The organism is Acinetobacter sp. UC24323 (genome assembly GCF_024151445.1).
GTDB lineage: Bacteria > Pseudomonadota > Gammaproteobacteria > Pseudomonadales > Moraxellaceae > Acinetobacter > Acinetobacter baumannii.
Map to the genome: position 1 here is coordinate 470,636 of NZ_JAHIBY010000001.1, position 18,608 is coordinate 489,243.

An 18,608-nucleotide genomic window follows, 5' to 3' on the forward strand; every position below is an offset into this window, starting at 1 on the left:
TATAGCAAAATATATTTTCACTAATTTAATAAAATTATCCTAACTTAGTTATAGAGATAAAATATAAACATATGTTTTTAAATACAAATATAAGATAAAAATTAATTAGTCTTGTTTAACTAGAATAAATTTTTATTTTGTATTGCAAAATTTTATTCCGTAAAAAATCAATTTATAGTATGGTAATTAGACTGCTTAATCATGCAAGGACGATTTATGGAAAGCCCGAAATACACAGGTCTTGAGTTTTTAACCGCTTTAAAAAATGGTGAAGTTTCTCCATCACCTATGGCTCACACCATACCGATGGAACTCGTTGAAGTTTCCGAAGGTAAAGCAACTTATAAAGTTACTCCTCGCAAAGAACATAGAAATATACAAGGCGGTGTACACGGCGGCTTTTGTGCCACAGCTTTAGATACGGCGACAGGCAGTGCGGCCCATACCCTACTTGAACATGGTGTTGGCTATGGAACCATTGATTTAAATGTAAAAATGATCCGCCCCATGCAGGTTGATACGTCTTACTATGCGACGGCCGAGTTGATCAATGCGGGCCGCAATATTATTAGTACCCAAGGTAAAATCGTAGATGAGAACGGCAAAGTGTATGCTTTTGCTTCGGCAACCTTAATGATTATTCGCAAATAATAAAATATCTAAGCTCCTATTTATGGAGCTTTTTCTTGCTTTGCTATCTTGTTCATTTCATAAAAATCTAAGCGATCAATCATAAAACTCAGCATTGCCATCGCTAAACCTAAGGCTGCACATGCTTCCCATCCCCAGTGTTTCCAAGCATACACTGCAATAAAAGAACCTAAGGCGGCTCCGCCAAAATATAAAGTCATATAAATTGAATTAATACGAGAACGTGCCTCGGCCGAAATTCGGTAGACCAAATTTTGGTTAAGCACATGAAATGCTGACAAACCGAAGTACGCCATAATCACACCAACAGCGTAGGCAACCAGAGACTGCTGCGCAAAAAATAGTGGTATCCATGCACTCATTAATAACCCCATGCAAATCACTGCAATTTTATTCTCAAGCCCTGCCGCAATTTTCTTACCTGCCCAAGGAGTCGCAAATACGCCAGCCAAGCCCACAATTCCAAATAAACCAATCTGGAAATCGTTAAAGTGATAAGGCTCATTCGCCAAAATAAAAGTCATGGTGGTAAAAATAAGAGCCAAAATTCCAAAGCCAATTCCACCAGCAAAACCACGGCGTAATAAATGCGGCTGGTGAGCTGCTAATGAAAATAGTGAACCATAAATCTGTAGAATATTGAGTTGGTGGGATTTGCGCGCAACTGGTAACTTCACCCACATTACCCATGCAAACACCAAAATGACGATTCCACTAATTAAATAAACCGCATGCCAAGACCAAACTGTAGAAAGTAAGCCTGCAATAGAGCGCGCCAATAATATTCCCAAAAACAAACCACTCATGAGAGTACCTACAACTTGAGGGCTTTTTTTCGGGCTGGCTAAACCTGCGGCAAAAGGAACCAAAACTTGAGTCGCAATCGAAAAGAATGTGGCTAAAAAGGTAAAACCGTATAAAGCTGGCAAGGTTTGACTTAAGGATAGCCCTACTTGTGCAAGCCCCGTACAGCACATGAGCAAGCAAATATAACTGCGCTTTTCAAAAAAGTCGCCTAAGGGAACCAATATAAAAAGGCCAACTGCGTAGGACAGTTGGCTAATCACAATAGTTAAAGCGACTTGATCGGCATTAACTTTTAATGCTTCAGCAATCGAATAGATTAAGGGCTGGTTATAATAGTTTGAACCCGCACAAATTCCACATGTCATTGCCATGATAAAAATAAAGCTTTTTGACAGTATATTTTCTGCATTGGGCTCAACTATTTTTTCCATTTTTAACTACGCCCTATTTTAAAATTTATACATCGAAACAAAGTTTACACGTGATACATCAGCAGTTCTGCCATCAAACACTTCTCGTTTACCTTGATGATATTCCATACCAATATCCATTTGCTCAATGGGTGAATAAAAGACGTTCGCGGCATAGTCAGTTAAGCGTTTGTTGGCATCTGGGTTGAGTTTGGCATAAGCCGTGTCGTCATCATAATCAAACATTGAAGCCGATAAGTTTGCACGCCATTGCTCATTAAATTTATATGAATAGCCAATATTGATGCTATTCAACTTATTCATAACCAAATCTGTTTTATCTTCGTTTAAAGAGAAATCACCCGCGGCATTTAAACTTGCTGAATTTGCCAACCCACTTTGGGTGGTATACGGCATAAATTTTTGATCACCGACAATATATTGATAATTTGCTTGTACCGATTGTTGTGGCGTGAGTTGATATTTTAAACCGCCGCCAGCACCCCAACTTACTTTTTTCACCGTGGCAGTTGCGACATCTGTAGACTTTTCATTAATAAAGCCTTGAGCAAGAGCTGTTAAAGGCCCTTGTTTAAAGGTATAGCGCCCCGTTAAAGTTGGAAATGCCGAGACTCTCGAACCTGTATATTCCAAAGCTACTTTTAAATCATTATTGGTATCAATTTTCCAGTCATAGCGAATTTGAGGAGTACGCGTATAAGAGGTTCCCACAAATTGGGTGTAATCAACAGCTTCTGTACGGGTTTCCATGTTAGACATGAGTGACCATGTTTGACCAAAGGTCCAGTCTTTATAGGTAAAAAATGCATGACGGATACGGAATTTACCATCTCCCGTTCCCATGTTAGAACTATCAAAGAAATCGGCTTCGATATTCCCTGTAACCGCTTTATTTGGGCTATTAAAATAAACACCTAATCGGCTTGCATTAATCATGGCATCAGAACGTGCATGGTTTGAACGTTTTTCACTTTCAAAAGGTGTTCGGTACAGGCTGCTGGTCGTTCTACCACCCGAGTCAGGTGATGATTTAAAATCGACCGCTGCATCAATACGGGCAATACCGTAAACCTTAACGTTATCCGTCCAAGTGACCCACGAAGGAGCAACAGGCTTTTCTGTTACCGTTGCTTTAGTTTTTTCAATGTTCTCTTCGATCTTAACCTGTTTGACCTGTAAATTATTTTGAGTTTGTTTCTGAGCAGCAAGTTCTGCTTTTAATTTTTGCAGCTCGGTTTCTAGCAAATTAATTCTTTGTTCTGTGGTATCTGAAGAATTTGCAAAAATAGTCCCTGAAGCCGCAGCACAAGCTGCAGCTAAAATTAATTTTTTCATCTTTTAATCCTTAAAGAAGCGTTTTTCCGTGTGTATTTAGGCTACACGTGCATCGATTAGTTCACAGTCAGTGACTGCCTGTAATTCATCAAAAGTTAAGCCGTCTACCATTTCCTTGACGTAAGCTTTTTGGTCTTTGAGTTCAATAATGCATAAATCGGTATAAATACGGTTTACACACTGCTCACCCGTTATTGGATAGCTCAGTTCTTTTACAATTTTGGGCTCACCTTTTTTAGTGACATGCTCCATATAGACATAAATCGTTTTTGCACCAACTGCCAAATCCATAGCACCGCCAACTGCCGGCACATCATCTGCTTTACCAGTATGCCAGTTTGCCAAGTCTCCATTTACCGCAACTTGGAATGCACCAATCACACAAATGTCCAGATGACCGCCACGCATAATGTCAAATGAGTCGCCATGATGCATAAAGCATCCACCGTCTAACAAAGTAACAAGTTCTTTTCCGGCATTAACCAAATCTTGATCTTCTTCACCAGGTTGTGGCGGCGGCCCAAAAGCCAAAACACCATTTTCCGAATGTAAAAAGATTTCTTTGTCTTTTGGCAAAAATTTAGCAACGTTGGTCGGTAAGCCAATCCCTAAATTGACATAAGAACCTTCCGGAATGTCATTGGCAATGAGTTTGGCAATATCTTCACGAGAACGCTTTTGAACTGACATTAGATATCTCCTACTTTTACAACGTGCTGAACAAAAATTCCCGGTGTAATAATGCACTCAGGGTCAAGCGTTCCTAGCTCTACGGTGTCATTCACTTGAACAATCGTGGTCTTGGCGGCTTTTGCCATAATTGGGCCAAAATTGCGGGCCGCTTTGCGGTAAGTTAAATTGCCCCAGCGGTCAGCTTTATCGGCATAAATCAGTGCAAAATCAGCTTCAAGTGGGTATTCAAGCACATAGTTTTTACCGTTAATGGTTCGGGTCTCTTTACCCTCGGCAACTTTAGTGCCATAACCAGTCGGAGTAAAAATAGCCCCGAGACCAGCACCTGCGGCCTGAATACGACAAGCCAAATTACCTTGTGGAACCAGTTCTAACTCAATTTTTCCCGCTCTATATAAGTCTTGAAAAACGGTTGATCCAGCAGATTTCGGAAATGAACAAATCATTTTTTTAACACAACCGGCAATAATCAGATTTGTTAAACCACGATCACCAGAGGCCGCATTGTTATTTACAATGGTGAGTTCTTTTTTTCCTAAATCGATTAAGGCTTCAATTAATTCAGCAGGTTGCCCCGTCACACCAAACCCGCCTGTCATGATGGTTGCCCCATCAGGAATAGCTTTTAAAATCGGTTCAATGTCACTGGTGATTTTATTTATCATCTCACTTGTCCCTTTTCATCCTTAATTTAAGGTGACAGATTGATCTGTCACTCTGCCTTTTGCGGGTTAAATAATCGGTCTTTAATAAATAACAATGGAATTACACCGCAGATAAAATAAGCTGCAGCCATCACCAAGAGCCCTAAACCAATAGAACCGTTTTGCGATAGATAACCAATTGTTAATGGAGAGAAAATTGAAAGTACTTTGCCAATGTTATAAGCACCGCCCACTGCCGAGCCTCGAATAGAAGTCGGGAAGCTTTCTGTCATATAGGTGGCATTAATTGCGTAAGGCATACCGTAAAGGAAACCGAAGAACAGCATCATCCATAAAATGTTGGTTGGTGTATTTAAGTAGACAATGACCGGAATAAATAAGGCTGTACCAATGGTTCCGAAAGCAAATACAGCGCGGCGTCCTAATTTATCGGCAACAATACCTGCAATTACTTTGGCAAACATCATAATTAGGAATGTACCGACCATATACATCGCCATTTCTTTAAACTTGATGCCAAGGTCAGACTCTAAATAAGCAGGTAACCAGTTACTTACGCCGTAATAACCAAACTGCAATGCACCCGTACTAATAATCCAAAGAACAAACATGGTGCCATGTTTCTTATCTCTTAAAATCTCAAGATATGGATTTTGGCGTTTTTTAGGTTGGTTACTTTGAGCGACTTCTAGCGCTTTTAGTTGACGGGCTTTTTTCCATGACTCAGGTTCAGGTACGCAAAAGTGCATCAAAACTGACAAAACCACAGGCGTAATTGCAATCCAGTATAGGAAACGCCAGCCATGTTCAGGAATAATATGTCCAGCTAATAAGGTCGCTAATAAAGAACCTAGTGTATAACCTGTCATCAGCGTTGCTAAAACGGTAGAACGGTGTTTGGTTGGCACCATTTCAGACATAAGAATGTTACAGGCAATATATAATGCACCTAAGCCCATGGCGCCTATTGTTCTTAAAACTGCAAATTGCATATAAGAATGTGTAAAGCCGAGTGCGCAGGTTAATATCGAAGAAAAAGCAATAAAGAAAACAATAATGCGAACCCGACCAAAACGGTCGCAAGCCCAACCACCAATAAGACCACCCACGGCCGAACCAAATAGTGTCAAGCTTCCTAATGTTCCGGCTTGCACACCAGTTAAATGAAACTCTGCTTTAAGACTAGTGAGACTTAATGCCAAAAAACCTAAGTCGGCCCCGTCACATAAAAGTGTAAAAAAAGCGAATATAAAAGCTGTAATCCAAATCTTTTTTGGTGTTTGAATAGCTTCAGTGCTACTCATATTCTCTGTAACAGTCTTTGTTGTCATGTCCATATCCTCAGAAGGAACATGAGGCATCCCATGCCTCATGGCATTTGATTTTTTATTAGGCTGTAGCTTCCCTAATCATGTTTTTGGCAATAATAAGTTGTTGAACTTGCGTGGTTCCTTCATATAAACGGAACAAACGCACATCTCGATAAAAACGCTCGATGGCATATTCACTGATATAGCCCGCACCACCGTGAATCTGTACACAGCGGTCAGCAACACGACCACACATTTCGGTCGCAAACATTTTTGCGCAAGAAGCTTCCGTGCTAATGTTTTCACCATTATCACGGCGGCGAGCTGCATCTAGGACCATACATTTAGCTGCATAAATCTCGGCTTTTGAGTCGGCAAGCATGGCTTGAATAAGCTGGAAGTTTGCAATAGGTTGACCAAACTGCTTACGCTCAATCGCATAGTGCAGTGCGTCGTTTAACATGCGTTCGGCAACACCTACGCTATAGGCACCAATATGCAAACGTCCTTTATCCAGCACTTTCATGGCCGTTTTAAAACCGACACCTTCTACGCCACCAATGAGTGCAGAAGCAGGTACACGGCAATTTTCAAAAATCACATCACAGGTATGTGAACCCTTTTGCCCCATTTTTTGGTCAATTTTGCCTAATGTAATGCCTGGTGTATTGGCCTCGACTAAAAAAGCTGAAATGCCACCCGACCCTTTAATTTCAGGATTCGTTCGAGCCATTACGGTAAAAGTTGCAGCATGGGGTGCATTGGTAATAAAACGTTTGGTGCCGTTTAACACATAAAAATCGCCGTCTTTTACTGCACTGGTTTTTAAAGAGGCAGCATCAGAACCAGATTCAGGCTCGGTTAAACAAAATGAACCAATAATTTCGCCACTTGCGTAACGTGGTAAATATTTCTGCTTTTGCTCTTCTGTGCCATCAATCAAAATTGCACTTGAGCCAATACCGTTATTAGTACCAATTAAAGAACGAAAAGCCGGTGAAGTTTGTCCAAGTTCAAATGCAACTCTGACTTCCTCTTCCATAGTGATGCCTAAGCCACCATATTCTTCGGGAATTGTAAGACCGAACAAACCAAGCTCACGCATTTGCTGCACAATGTCATCCGGAATTTTGTCTTTCTCTACCACTTCGTTTTCACGAGGGATCAATTCATTTTTTACAAAATCTCGAATTGTTGAAAGTAACTGCTCCAACATCCCTTCATCACGGATCATCTGTGATCTCCCTTTTTATATATTTCCATCGTACCCATCAGCCATCTCCAGCTAATCTGGATACCATGTTTTAAATCTTGTTTACTGCGGATGTGTTTCATAGTACGAGAACAAAAATACAAATTTCAAGCTTTTTTGAAAATTAATTTCGTTTAACGAAATTTAAAATTAGACCACTACGTAATATCAATAACTTAGATCTTTTAAAAGATAACAACTACGCTCTTAAAAGAAATAAGACTTGAAATAAATTCCAAAATAAGCATCATAAAAGGAATATAGTTTTGATATGCGAAACAAGGAATTCAAAAATGAGTGTGTCAACAGGGAATAATTTCGTAGAAGTCGACTTTTCTATTCAAAAAATAGCGGTTGTTAAAATTAACCGCCCAGAAGCAAAAAATGCTTTAAACGGTGAAGTTCGTAAACAACTCGCACAAGTTTTTACCGAGTTAAGTTTTAACGATGAGATCAATGCGGTTGTGCTCACAGGCGGTGAAGAAGTCTTTGCTGCAGGTGCAGATCTAAAAGAAATGGCAACCGCAACTTCCACAGAAATGTTATTGCGTCATACAGAACGTTATTGGAATGCGATTGCCCAGTGCCCTAAACCCGTGATTGCTGCCGTAAATGGTTATGCATTAGGGGGTGGCTGCGAACTTGCAATGCACGCTGACATTATTATTGCAGGTAAAGGCGCAACATTTGGCCAGCCGGAAATTAAAGTTGGTTTAATGCCTGGTGCTGGCGGTACACAACGTTTATTCCGTGCTGTGGGTAAATTCCATGCCATGCGCATGATTATGACAGGCGCCATGGTTAAAGCCGAAGAAGCTTATTTGATTGGTCTTGTTACACAAGTCACAGAAGATGACCAAACCATTTCAACTGCAATTCAAATGGCACAAAGCCTAGCCAAAATGCCGCCGATTGCCCTGCAACAAATTAAAGAAGTTGCGCTTATGAGCGAAGATGTTCCATTAAATGCAGGCTTAACTCTAGAACGAAAAGCATTCCAGTTGTTGTTTTCTACGGAAGATAAAAATGAAGGCGTTCAAGCTTTTATCGAAAAGCGTAAGCCGTCGTATCAAGGTAAATAATTTAAAACCATAATAACAAAGGAATGAAAATGGCCAGAAAAGTATTGATTAGTGCAGGTGGTTCAGGGATTGGACGATGCATTGCCGAGGTATTTTTAAACAATCAGGATGAAGTTTTTGTTTGCGATATTAATGCTAAAAGCCTAGAACAATTTCAACAAGATTATCCAAAGCTACATATATATACCTGTGATTTGGCTGATCATAAACAAATTGAACTGATGTTTAGTCAAGCCATTCAGAAACTTGGCGGTATTGATATTTTAGTCAATAACACAGGCATCTCAGGTCCGACCGTTGCAGCAGATGAGTTAAGTTTTGAAGATTGGAACACGGTGATTAATTTAAACCTGAATAGCACTTTTTTAATTACCCAGTTAGCCATTCCCTATTTAAAGCAAGCACAGGCAGGCGTGATTATAAATATGTCATCTATTGCCGGACGCTTAGGCTATCCATATCGATTGGCCTATTCCACTTCAAAATGGGGACTGATTGGTTTTACCAAAACGCTTTCTATGGAACTCGGTGCAGATAATATTCGAGTTAACGCCATTCTTCCGGGTGCAGTCGATGGTGATCGAGTTCAACGTGTATTACAGGCCCGTGCCGATGTAGCGCATACCTCACTTGAAGAAGTCACTCAAAATGCACTGAAAAATCAGTCGCTCAAATATTTTGTCAATCCAAAGCATATTGCAGATTTATGCCTATTTTTAGCATCAGATAGTGGCCGCTCAATTTCAGGACAAATCTTACCCATTGATGGTGATAAACAATGCTTAAGCTAAATCACCTAACCCTATTTTTCCGTTTAATTTCAAATATAGATCAATAACCAGGATGATCGACATGACTTATGATATTAAAAGCATGGCTGTGATTGGTGTAGGTGTTATGGGCAGTGGTATTGCTCAAATTGCTGCACAGTCAGGTCATACCACTTATTTATATGATGCCAAAGCAGGTGCAGCAGAACAGGCTAAAGAAAAACTGGCTGCTACATTTCAAAAGTTAGTCGATAAAAATAAGATTACATCTGAGCAAGCAGCAGCGGCAAATAACCATTTAATTGTTGCTCATCAAATTGAAGATTTAAAAAATTGCGACCTCATTGTAGAAGCAATTGTTGAACGTCTTGATATCAAACAAAGCTTGATGCAGCAGCTTGAAGATATTGTTTCGGATATTACTATTTTAGCCTCAAACACTTCTTCTCTTTCTATTACAGCCATTGCTGCAAATTGCAAAAAGCCTGAGCGTGTTGTGGGTTATCACTTTTTTAACCCAGTTCCACTTATGAAAGTGGTCGAAGTCATTCGTGGTTTAAAAACAGATCCACTTATTATTGATGCTTTAAACGATCTGTCTCGTGCATTTGGTCACCGCCCTGTTGTAGCGAAGGACACCCCTGGATTTATTATTAATCACGCGGGCCGAGCTTATGGCACCGAAGCGCTCAAAATTTTAAATGAGAATGTCTGTGATATCAGTGAAATTGATCGAATTTTACGTGACGGCGTAGGATTTAGAATGGGTCCTTTTGAATTACTCGATTTAACAGGCCTTGATGTTTCGCATCCAGTTATGGAGTCGATTTATCATCAGTACTATGAAGAAGCCCGCTACAAACCAAACCCGCTCACCAAACAAATGCTAGATGCTAAACAACTTGGACGTAAAGTTAATCAGGGTTTTTATAACTATGAAACTGGTTCAAAAACAGGTGAACAACCTGCGAAGTTTGTAGAGCGTTTAGCACAATATCCAAAAGTTTGGATCGCTGCCGATTTTTTAGATGATAAGAAACAGCTCGAAGATTATTTAACTCAGCAAAATATTACCCTAGACACCAATTCTGAACCACAAACAGATAGCTTATGTTTACTTGCTTGTTACGGTGAAGATACCACTCAAGCGGCTACTCGCCTTGGGGTTAATCCAGAACATGCTGTTGCTATAGACATGCTTTATGGCATTGCAAAGCACCGTACCTTAATGCCTTCACTTGTTACCAAACCTGAATATCGTCAAGCAGCTCACTCTATTTTCAATCTAGATGGAAATGTGGTGAGCATGATTGCTGAAAGTATTGGCTTTGTTGCGCAGCGCGTTTTAGCAATGGTCATTAATTTAGGCTGTGATATTGCCCAGCAAAATATTGCCACTGTAGATGACATTAATGCCGCAGTGCGTCTTGGCTTAGGCTATCCATTTGGCCCAATTGAATGGGGCGATCAAGTCGGCAGCGAAAAAATTTTACTCATTCTGAACCGTATAACAGCGCTTACGTATGACCCGCGTTACCGCCCTAGTCCATGGTTACAGCGTCGAGTCGCACTTCACTTACCTCTTACTTTTACTCATGAGTCTTGAAAAGGAATTTCTCAATGTTAAATGCATATATTTATGATGGTTTACGTAGTCCATTTGGTCGTCATGCAGGTGAACTTGCCTCAATTCGCCCTGATGATTTAGCCGCAACTGTCATTCAAAAACTACTAGAAAAAACTGGTGTGCCGGGTGCGGATATTGAAGATGTGATCTTAGGCGACACCAACCAAGCTGGAGAAGATAGTCGTAATGTGGCACGAAATGCATTATTACTTGCTGGTTTACCTGTTACTGTACCGGGCCAGACAGTAAACCGCCTATGTGCTAGTGGTTTAGGCGCTGTGATTGACTCAGCACGTGCCATTACTTGTGGTGAAGGCGAACTGTATATTGCAGGTGGTGTAGAAAGTATGTCACGTGCTCCCTTCGTGATGGGTAAAGCGGAAAGTGCTTATAGCCGTGATGCAAAAATTTATGACACTACCATTGGCTCTCGCTTTCCAAATAAAAAAATTATTGCTCAGTACGGCGGACATTCAATGCCTGAAACGGGCGATAACGTTGCAGCCGAGTTTGGGATTAGCCGCGAACAAGCTGATTTTTTTGCAGCTCAATCACAAGCCAAATATCAAAAAGCCAAAGAAGAAGGTTTCTTTGCCGATGAAATTACACCAATTGAGGTTTTCCAAGGCAAAAAATTGCCCCCTAAACTCGTTTCAGAAGATGAACACCCTCGCCCAAGCTCAACTGTTGAAGCACTCACAAAGTTAAAACCACTGTTTGAAGGTGGCGTGGTTACAGCTGGTAATGCGTCAGGTATTAATGATGGTGCAGCAGCCCTGTTGATTGGTTCAGAAGCAGCGGGTCAAAAATATGGCCTAAAACCAATGGCAAAAATCTTGTCTGCTGCGGCGGCTGGTATTGAGCCACGCATTATGGGTGCAGGTCCGATCGAAGCCATTAAAAAAGCGGTTGCACGTGCTGGCCTTACTTTAGATGACATGGACATTATCGAAATTAATGAAGCCTTTGCTTCACAAGTTTTATCTTGTTTAAAAGGTTTAAATGTTGATTTTAATGACCCACGTGTGAACCCGAACGGTGGCGCGATTGCTGTTGGTCATCCACTTGGTGCTTCAGGCGCTCGTCTTGCGTTAACAGTAGCGCGCGAGTTAATTCGCCGTAAGAAGAAATATGCCGTGGTGAGCCTATGTATTGGTGTAGGTCAAGGTCTTGCGATGGTGATTGAAAACGCTTCATAACCATTGAACCCGATATCCATTCATCACAACAGCGCAGTGATGAATGGATTTATTTTGCAGAGCGAAATATAATGGCAAAACTATTGCTTTAATTATATTTGAGGATCGAATGTCTCAAAACACGGAAACTGAAAAACCAATAAATTTTGATGAGATACGTTTAGATCCTATTTCGCATATACATCGGGAAAATAACCCGCAATTTATTGCTTCTTTAGCGCGCGGTTTAGAACTTTTAAGATGCTTTTCTGCAAATAATCAGGTGCTTGGCAACCAAGAATTAGCAAAAATGACAGGTTTACCTAAACCGACCATTGCACGTATTACCAATACCCTTGTTTCATTAGGTTATTTAAAACAATTGCCTAACTCGACCAAATACACACTAGATATTGGTGTCTTATCTTTAGGATATGCAGCTTTATCTAACATCTCGATTCGTAATATTGCTCATCAATATATGGAAGAGATGAGCCAGTATGTTCAAGCGCCTGTGGCGATGGCAACGCGTGATCGCTTAAATATGGTGTATATCGATGTTGTGCAAATTGAAACAGCCTTAAATATGCGCCGTCCAATTGGTTCGACTTTACCACTGCATAGCAGTTCGATGGGACGAGCATGCTTGGCTGCGACTCCTGAACGTGAGCGCAACTTTCTACTTGATGCATTGAAACAAAAAAATCCAGAAAACTGGCCAGCCATAAAACGCTCATTAGAACGAGCTTTCCGTGATTATCAAGATTATGGATATTGTTTGTCGTTAGGTGAGTGGCATAAAGAAGTGAACTCGGTGGCTGTACCTTTGGTTAGTTCTAAACACGGTCTTTATGTTTTTAACTGTGGTGCGCCAAGTTTTCATTTAAATCCAGAAAAACTTGAAGGTGAAATTGGACCACGTTTAATCCACATGGTGCACAATATTCAAGATGCTTTGAATGAAACGCACTAACAATCGTGCTTAGACAGTCATGGTTGTGTTGATTAAGGTTCCACTTTCATTATGACGATAGGCATGATGAAAAACGCACTCTATACCCCAACCATTATTTTAATGGCGATTGCCGCAGGCATTTGTACAGGTGGAAATTATTTTAATCAGCCACTTATTCACTCAATTAGTGTAAGCCTAAATTTAACCGAAACAACCACAGCGTGGGTGCCCACTCTAGCCCAAATCACCTACGCATGTGGCTTACTCTTTTTAATGCCATTAGGGGACATAATAGAAAAGCGCAAGCTACTATTTATCTTTATGTTATTGGCTTCAAGTGGATTAATTATTAGCGGTTTTTCGCACAATATTTATCTTTTACTGCTTGGCACTATCATTACTGGTTTATTTTCCAGCGCAGCCCAACTGTTGTTACCGCTTGCTGCAAGTCTGGTTCCAATTCAACAAAGTGGCCGTGTCGTAGGCTTTTTACTGAGTGGACTGATGATGGGGGTTTTACTCGCCCGCTCCCTTTCTGGACTGATGTCTACGCTTTTCGCTTGGAATATTATTTATCTGGTCAGTGGTTTTCTATTACTTGTTATTGCCTTTATTTTGCATCGTAATATCGGGTTATTTCCATCAACCAAATCTGAAAACTATGTAAAAACTATTCGCTCTTTACCGCAGATTTTTATTCAAAATTGGCGGTTAAGAACCAGAACTTATATTGGTGGTTTTACATTTGCTTGTGTAAGTTTAACCTTTACCACCATGTCGTTGCTTCTGGCTCCAGCACCTTATTTTTTTAGTGACTTTACCATTGGGCTTTTCAGTTTTGTTGGCGTGTTAGGAACGTTCGTTGCCAATTTTTCAGGTAAATTTATTGACTAAGGCTATATCCATAAAATTTCAATTTATTGCGGCATTGGGCTTATTGTAAGTTGGATTCTTTTTTCACTTTTACCCTACCATTTTGCTTTTTATATTATAGCCTTACTTATTCTCTACGCTTCTCTTTCTGCGGTACATGTCACCAATCAAAGTATTGTATTTAAACTTAATCAAGAACTACGTTCGCGGTTTAATGCCATTTATATGACAGGTTACTTTGCTGGCGGCGCTTTAGGCACAACGGCAGGAAGTTATGCTTGGAAACACTTCGGATGGACAGGTGTCTGTATTTTAGGCTTAATTTTTGCCGTGCTATGTCTTTATTATTGTGTGCTTGATGCAAAAAATCAGCACAATTAAAGCTTGTGCTGATCTTATATAAAGTAGGCAATAGTTCGTTATAGAACCCCTAATAACCGACCACGAATAATATCTTCTGCCTCTTTGACAATCCGGCTAACCAGTTCATCGCATGTCGGAATATCATGGATTAAGCTTGCGACTAAACCGCATGACCATGCACCTGCATTAACATCACCATTAATCATGACTTTTGGATAAACCCCTGCAACTTCTTCAATAATATCTTCAAATTTAATGTTATCGCCGAGTGCTTTTTCTTTTGCCACGATTTTTTCTACGGCCGCATTATTCATGACACGTTCAGTATTTCGCAAAGCACGCATAATTAAACGCGTATCTCGTTCGGTTGCATTTAAAATCGCCTGTTTCACATTTTCATGTACGGGAGCTTCCTGAGTCGCAATAAAACGCGTGCCCATATTAATTCCATCAGCTCCCATCGCTAAAGCAGCCGCGAGTGAGCGCCCATCTGCCATACCACCTGAGGCAACAAACGGGATGTCTAATGCATCGGCTGCTAAGGGCAATAAAATCATATTTGGCACGTCATCTTCACCAGGATGCCCACCACACTCAAAACCATCTACAGAAACCGCATCACATCCAATTTGCTGAGCTTTTAAGCTATGTCGAACCGAAGTACATTTGTGAATTACTTTAATACCAGCAGCCTTTAAATATGGCATCACCTGTTCAGGATTACGCCCTGCTGTTTCTACAATCTTTACGCCACCTTTAATAATTGCCTCTACAAAACCCGGATAATCAGGAGTATTTACGGTAGGTAAAAAGGTTAAATTTACCCCAAAAGGTTTATCGGTCATTTCTCGGCAACGTGCAATTTCTTTTGCCAGATTTTCAGGTGTACGCTGAGTCAGGCCAGTGATAATACCTAACCCGCCCGCGTTCGAAACCGCAGCAGCAAGCTCTGCAAAACCAACATAATGCATACCGCCTTGAATAATTGGATGCTCAATTTCAAATAGTTCTGTAATTTTGGTCTTCATATTCTTTCCACTCACTGTTCTATAGCCAGCCTCTTATTTCCCTAGCAGGGCTAGATGCTTATTTACACATAAATCCTATCAGTATTTAAAGTAATTTAAGTTAAAAATTTCACAATACAAAATTTTATACCACAATATAAAACAAAATAATTGATAACGGAATTATTTTTCGATAGCATCAGTTTAAATTTTAGACGGAAAATTATTTAAAGGAATGAACGATGCAGCAGAACAACAAAACCCAAAGCGAGCTTAAAACAGGCACAATTCATAAGTATTTTGATAGAAATATACTAACGCTCACCATGAGTAATGCCACTAAAAAGAATGCAATTAATTATGAAATGTATGCAGCTTTAAGTCAGGCATTAGATCAAGCTGCAACCAATCAAGACATTCATGTGGTTGTGCTTACTGGTGAAGACTCCGCATTTACCAGCGGCAATGATGTAAACGCATTTGAAAAACGAGATACCACCACTTCAGAACCACCCGCTTCGATTGTTTTCTTAAAAAGCTTAGCAACTTTTCCAAAACCGATTATTGCTAAAGTAAATGGTGTGGCAATTGGCATTGGCAGCACTATGCTTCTACATTGCGACCTTGTATATGCAAGCCAAAACTCTATTTTTCAGTTCCCCTTTGTGAATTTAGGGCTTGTACCTGAAGCGGGTTCAAGTTACATCTTGCCAAGATTATTGGGCTTTGCTCGAGCTTCGGAAATTATTTTACTCGGTGAAAAGTTTTCGGTGGAACAAGCAAAAAATTATGGTCTGGTAAATGAAATATTTGAAGCCAATGAGCTGGATCAAGTGGTTGAAGATGTGGCAATTAAACTTGCTCACAAACCAAGCCAAGCCTTACAGCTCAGTAAAAAGTTACTAAGAGATATGCCAATTGATGATCTACTCAATCGTATTGACCATGAGTCGACTATTTTCTCGCATTGTTTACAAGGTTCCGAGTTTAAAGAAGCATTAAGTGCTTTCAAAGAAAAACGGAAACCGAACTTTCATAAGCAAACAGCCTAAAGCTTACCCAATAAAAAGCCAGCCTTGAAAAAAACAAAGCTGGCTCTTATAAATGGATCAAATAGGTTTAGCTAATCTCGGTACGAATATTATTCACCATATGTAAAAGACGTGGTGCAATATCTTCTTCGAGTTTTTCACGGTTCATAATAAAGCTTGGACCACCACAGTTAAACACCAATAAACCATGTTGTTCATGAATGAGTGGAACCGCAACCGAATTGACATCTTTATGCCATTCGCCAATAGAAAAACAGTATCCAAAATCTTGGTAATCTTTAAAGGCTTTGTCTAAATCACGGTTAATTTTGATCCAGTCTTCTTTGTGCTTGTTACGAATGGCATTAAGTAAGAACTCTCTTTCATCTTCAGGCATTGCAGCTAAACACGCACGTCCCATCGAACTTAAATGAATCGGTAAATAGGTTCCAACTTGACGGCGCATGGTCATATTGCCTTTGCCTTGCACCACATCAAGATAAATCATGTTCAGTCGATCACGTGTTGCCATGGCTACAGCAGCGCCAGCATAGTCTGCCAAATTTTTCATATATGGATGAGCAATAGAGCGAATCGATACGTTAGACAGCATCGAATAACCAAACGCAAGAACTCCAACTGAAAGCTGAAATTTGCTTGAGTTAGGTACTTGTTTGATATAACCCAAACGCGACAAGGTATGTGTGAGGCGAGTAATGGTTGGTTTTGGCAAACCTGTCATCTGAGCAAGCTCTTGATTGCCCAAATGCTGATGTTTAGGCGTAAAACAACGTAATAGCTCTAAACCACGTGCTAATGCAGTAATAAATTGACGATCATTTTCATCCTGCATGTCTTCAATCGGATGTAATAATTCATGCCTTAAAGGCGCTAATAATTTTTCTGTCTGTTCTGCATCAACTGCATCATTCATTGTCATACCAATCCATATTTTGTTTCGCACTGCGAAAATTATAATCTATTTTTTCTATAAATAGCAAAAGAGCAAACATCCTAGTCTGCATTTTAAAGATAACTTCATTTAACTTATTAAAGCGAAAGATTAAATATTTTATTTTCTGATTTTAAATATAATTTTAATCTTCCGCTTCTAAGCCACCTACCCAATTACGCCCTTTTCTTTAAGCTCTGCTAGTTTTTCTGAAGAAACTATTCGCCCCAAAACGGCCTGCGTATGCTCACCCAACAGCGGAGGTGCTGTTTTGTACTCAACTGGCGTTCTAGAAAGTTTGATTGGTGACCCAATTACCTTCAGTTTTTCACGTTGAGGATGGTTCATCTCGACTAACATTTCACGGGCAATCACTTGCGGTTCTTGAAAAGCTTGTTCCAAGTTATTGATTACACCTACGGGAACTTTAGCAGCATAAATTGCATCTACCCATTCATCTGCTGTTTTTGTTAAAAAGTGAGTTTGTAAAATTCCGATAATTTCATCGCGATGCTTAATTCGGTCTGCATTTCGGGCAAAACGTGCATCATTTGGTAAATCGGGTAAACCAATACTACGACAGAGTTGAATAAACTGAGTGTCATTTCCACACGCGATAATAAAATCACGGTCAGAAGCTTTGAACACTTGATAAGGCACAATATTAGCGTGTGCATTGCCATAACGCTTAGGGATATTTCCTGATGACAAATAATTCATTCCCTGATTTGCCATTGTGGCAATTTGAACATCAAGCAAAGCCATATCAATATATTGGCCTAAACCCGTCACATGGCGGTTGAGTAAAGCAGCCTGTATGGCAATCGTAGAATAAAGTCCCGTGGCTAAGTCAGAAAATGCAACGCCTACTTTTTGTGGACCACCACCCGGCAAATCATCACGCTCACCTGTAACTGACATGAGTCCGCCCATGCCCTGAATAATAAAGTCATAACCGGGCTCTTCTGCTCTTGGGCCAGTTTGACCAAAACCAGTAATCGAGCAATACACCAGTTTAGGGTTAATCGCAGATAAAGACTCGTAATCCAAACCGTACTTCTTTAAAGAACCCGCTTTGTAGTTTTCAATCACGACATCGGTATCTTGAATAAGCGCTTTAATCAATTCTTGGCCATCAGGATTGGCAATGTCGATGGCAACCGATAGTTTATTGCGGTTGGTTGACTGATAATAAGCGGCTTCTTGAGTATCTTGGCCTGAGTCATCTTTCATCCAAGGTGGTCCCCAAGAACGGGTATCGTCACCAACTTTCGGCCGTTCAATCTTGATTACTTCTGCGCCTAAATCGGCAAGAATCTGCCCACACCAAGGCCCAGCCAATACCCGACTTAAGTCAAGCACCCGAATTCCATTTAAAGCACCCATCTTTATCCCACTATATTTTGTGACTTATTTCCTATAGGAAAACTTATCCATTTAAAATTTCGCATAGCGATATATATTTTTAATATACACACCTCTTTTGAAAAATCAAACTTTAATTTTCCACTAAAAATAATGATTTTTTACAAGAAAATATAGCTTAAATAAATCAACAAATTAGCCAAATATAAATCAACAACAGAGTATCGCATTGCGAAATTAATTTTCAAAATATATTGTTTT

General features: G+C 40.0%; 16 protein-coding genes and 1 pseudogene. 8 read left to right on the forward strand and 9 right to left on the reverse strand.

Translation table 11 applies throughout. From position 1 onward, the window contains the following. The first annotated feature begins 201 nt into the window (after nt 1-201). A complete protein-coding gene (locus KNQ97_RS02245; protein WP_001984007.1) occupies nt 202-651 on the forward strand; it encodes a PaaI family thioesterase in 450 nt (149 codons plus the stop codon). A gap of 20 nt (nt 652-671) precedes the next feature. Here KNQ97_RS02245 and KNQ97_RS02250 read toward each other — a convergent pair whose 3' ends face one another. The 6 genes from KNQ97_RS02250 to KNQ97_RS02275 are packed head-to-tail and all read right to left on the reverse strand — an operon-like array spanning nt 672 to nt 7,126. Then, on the reverse strand, nt 672-1,889 hold the full coding sequence (locus KNQ97_RS02250; protein WP_253611740.1) for an MFS transporter: 1,218 nt from the start codon (nt 1,887-1,889) through the stop codon (nt 672-674). An 18-nt stretch (nt 1,890-1,907) separates the two neighbouring features. Continuing rightward, complete coding sequence (gene dcaP / locus KNQ97_RS02255) at nt 1,908-3,224, reverse strand: outer membrane trimeric porin-like protein DcaP (protein WP_253611741.1); 1,317 nt, start codon at nt 3,222-3,224, stop codon at nt 1,908-1,910. A gap of 36 nt (nt 3,225-3,260) precedes the next feature. Beyond that, nucleotides 3,261-3,914: a 3-oxoacid CoA-transferase subunit B gene (locus KNQ97_RS02260; RefSeq protein WP_000116039.1), complete on the reverse strand. Its 654-nt coding sequence runs from the start codon at nt 3,912-3,914 to the stop codon at nt 3,261-3,263. Then, on the reverse strand, nt 3,914-4,582 hold the full coding sequence (locus tag KNQ97_RS02265; RefSeq protein ID WP_000608703.1) for a 3-oxoacid CoA-transferase subunit A: 669 nt from the start codon (nt 4,580-4,582) through the stop codon (nt 3,914-3,916). The genes KNQ97_RS02260 and KNQ97_RS02265 overlap by 1 nt, the downstream gene beginning before the upstream one ends. A gap of 47 nt (nt 4,583-4,629) precedes the next feature. Continuing rightward, nucleotides 4,630-5,913, reverse strand: a complete 1,284-nt coding sequence (locus KNQ97_RS02270; protein ID WP_002041103.1) for an MFS transporter — start codon at nt 5,911-5,913, stop codon at nt 4,630-4,632. Nucleotides 5,914-5,971: 58 nt separating this feature from the next. Then, a complete protein-coding gene (locus KNQ97_RS02275; protein ID WP_000617392.1) occupies nt 5,972-7,126 on the reverse strand; it encodes an acyl-CoA dehydrogenase family protein in 1,155 nt (384 codons plus the stop codon). 311 nt (nt 7,127-7,437) lie between these two features. Here KNQ97_RS02275 and KNQ97_RS02280 point away from each other — a divergent pair, with 311 nt between their 5' ends. The 6 genes and pseudogenes from KNQ97_RS02280 to KNQ97_RS02305 all read left to right on the forward strand — a co-directional run bounded on the left by KNQ97_RS02280 (nt 7,438) and on the right by KNQ97_RS02305 (nt 14,010). Then, a complete protein-coding gene (locus KNQ97_RS02280) occupies nt 7,438-8,226 on the forward strand; it encodes an enoyl-CoA hydratase (RefSeq protein WP_253611742.1) in 789 nt (262 codons plus the stop codon). Nucleotides 8,227-8,255: 29 nt separating this feature from the next. Beyond that, on the forward strand, nt 8,256-9,017 hold the full coding sequence (locus KNQ97_RS02285; protein WP_253611743.1) for an SDR family oxidoreductase: 762 nt from the start codon (nt 8,256-8,258) through the stop codon (nt 9,015-9,017). A 61-nt stretch (nt 9,018-9,078) separates the two neighbouring features. Beyond that, nucleotides 9,079-10,602, forward strand: coding sequence for a 3-hydroxyacyl-CoA dehydrogenase (locus tag KNQ97_RS02290; protein ID WP_253611744.1), 1,524 nt, complete (start codon nt 9,079-9,081; stop codon nt 10,600-10,602). A 14-nt stretch (nt 10,603-10,616) separates the two neighbouring features. After that, entirely contained in the window at nt 10,617-11,822 is a 1,206-nt protein-coding gene (locus tag KNQ97_RS02295; protein ID WP_253611745.1) for a 3-oxoadipyl-CoA thiolase, read from the forward strand. A 109-nt stretch (nt 11,823-11,931) separates the two neighbouring features. Next, nucleotides 11,932-12,774: an IclR family transcriptional regulator gene (locus KNQ97_RS02300; RefSeq protein ID WP_000081482.1), complete on the forward strand. Its 843-nt coding sequence runs from the start codon at nt 11,932-11,934 to the stop codon at nt 12,772-12,774. Nucleotides 12,775-12,837: 63 nt separating this feature from the next. Continuing rightward, nucleotides 12,838-14,010 (forward strand): annotated as a pseudogene (locus tag KNQ97_RS02305) (MFS transporter). Nucleotides 14,011-14,048: 38 nt separating this feature from the next. Here KNQ97_RS02305 and KNQ97_RS02310 read toward each other — a convergent pair. Then, nucleotides 14,049-15,020 (reverse strand): nitronate monooxygenase family protein, encoded by a 972-nt coding sequence (locus KNQ97_RS02310; RefSeq protein WP_000850357.1) that lies wholly within the window; start codon nt 15,018-15,020, stop codon nt 14,049-14,051. 221 nt (nt 15,021-15,241) lie between these two features. Between KNQ97_RS02310 and KNQ97_RS02315 the strand changes: the two genes are divergently transcribed. Beyond that, nucleotides 15,242-16,051 (forward strand): enoyl-CoA hydratase, encoded by an 810-nt coding sequence (locus tag KNQ97_RS02315; RefSeq protein WP_001186963.1) that lies wholly within the window; start codon nt 15,242-15,244, stop codon nt 16,049-16,051. 67 nt (nt 16,052-16,118) lie between these two features. Here the strand turns inward: KNQ97_RS02315 and KNQ97_RS02320 are convergent, their stop codons facing one another. Together KNQ97_RS02320 and KNQ97_RS02325 are read right to left on the reverse strand one after the other, a co-directional pair. Beyond that, nucleotides 16,119-16,964, reverse strand: a complete 846-nt coding sequence (locus tag KNQ97_RS02320) for an IclR family transcriptional regulator (protein WP_000996083.1) — start codon at nt 16,962-16,964, stop codon at nt 16,119-16,121. 186 nt (nt 16,965-17,150) lie between these two features. Beyond that, a complete protein-coding gene (locus KNQ97_RS02325; RefSeq protein WP_110957994.1) occupies nt 17,151-18,368 on the reverse strand; it encodes a CaiB/BaiF CoA-transferase family protein in 1,218 nt (405 codons plus the stop codon). Nucleotides 18,369-18,608 lie beyond the last annotated feature (240 nt).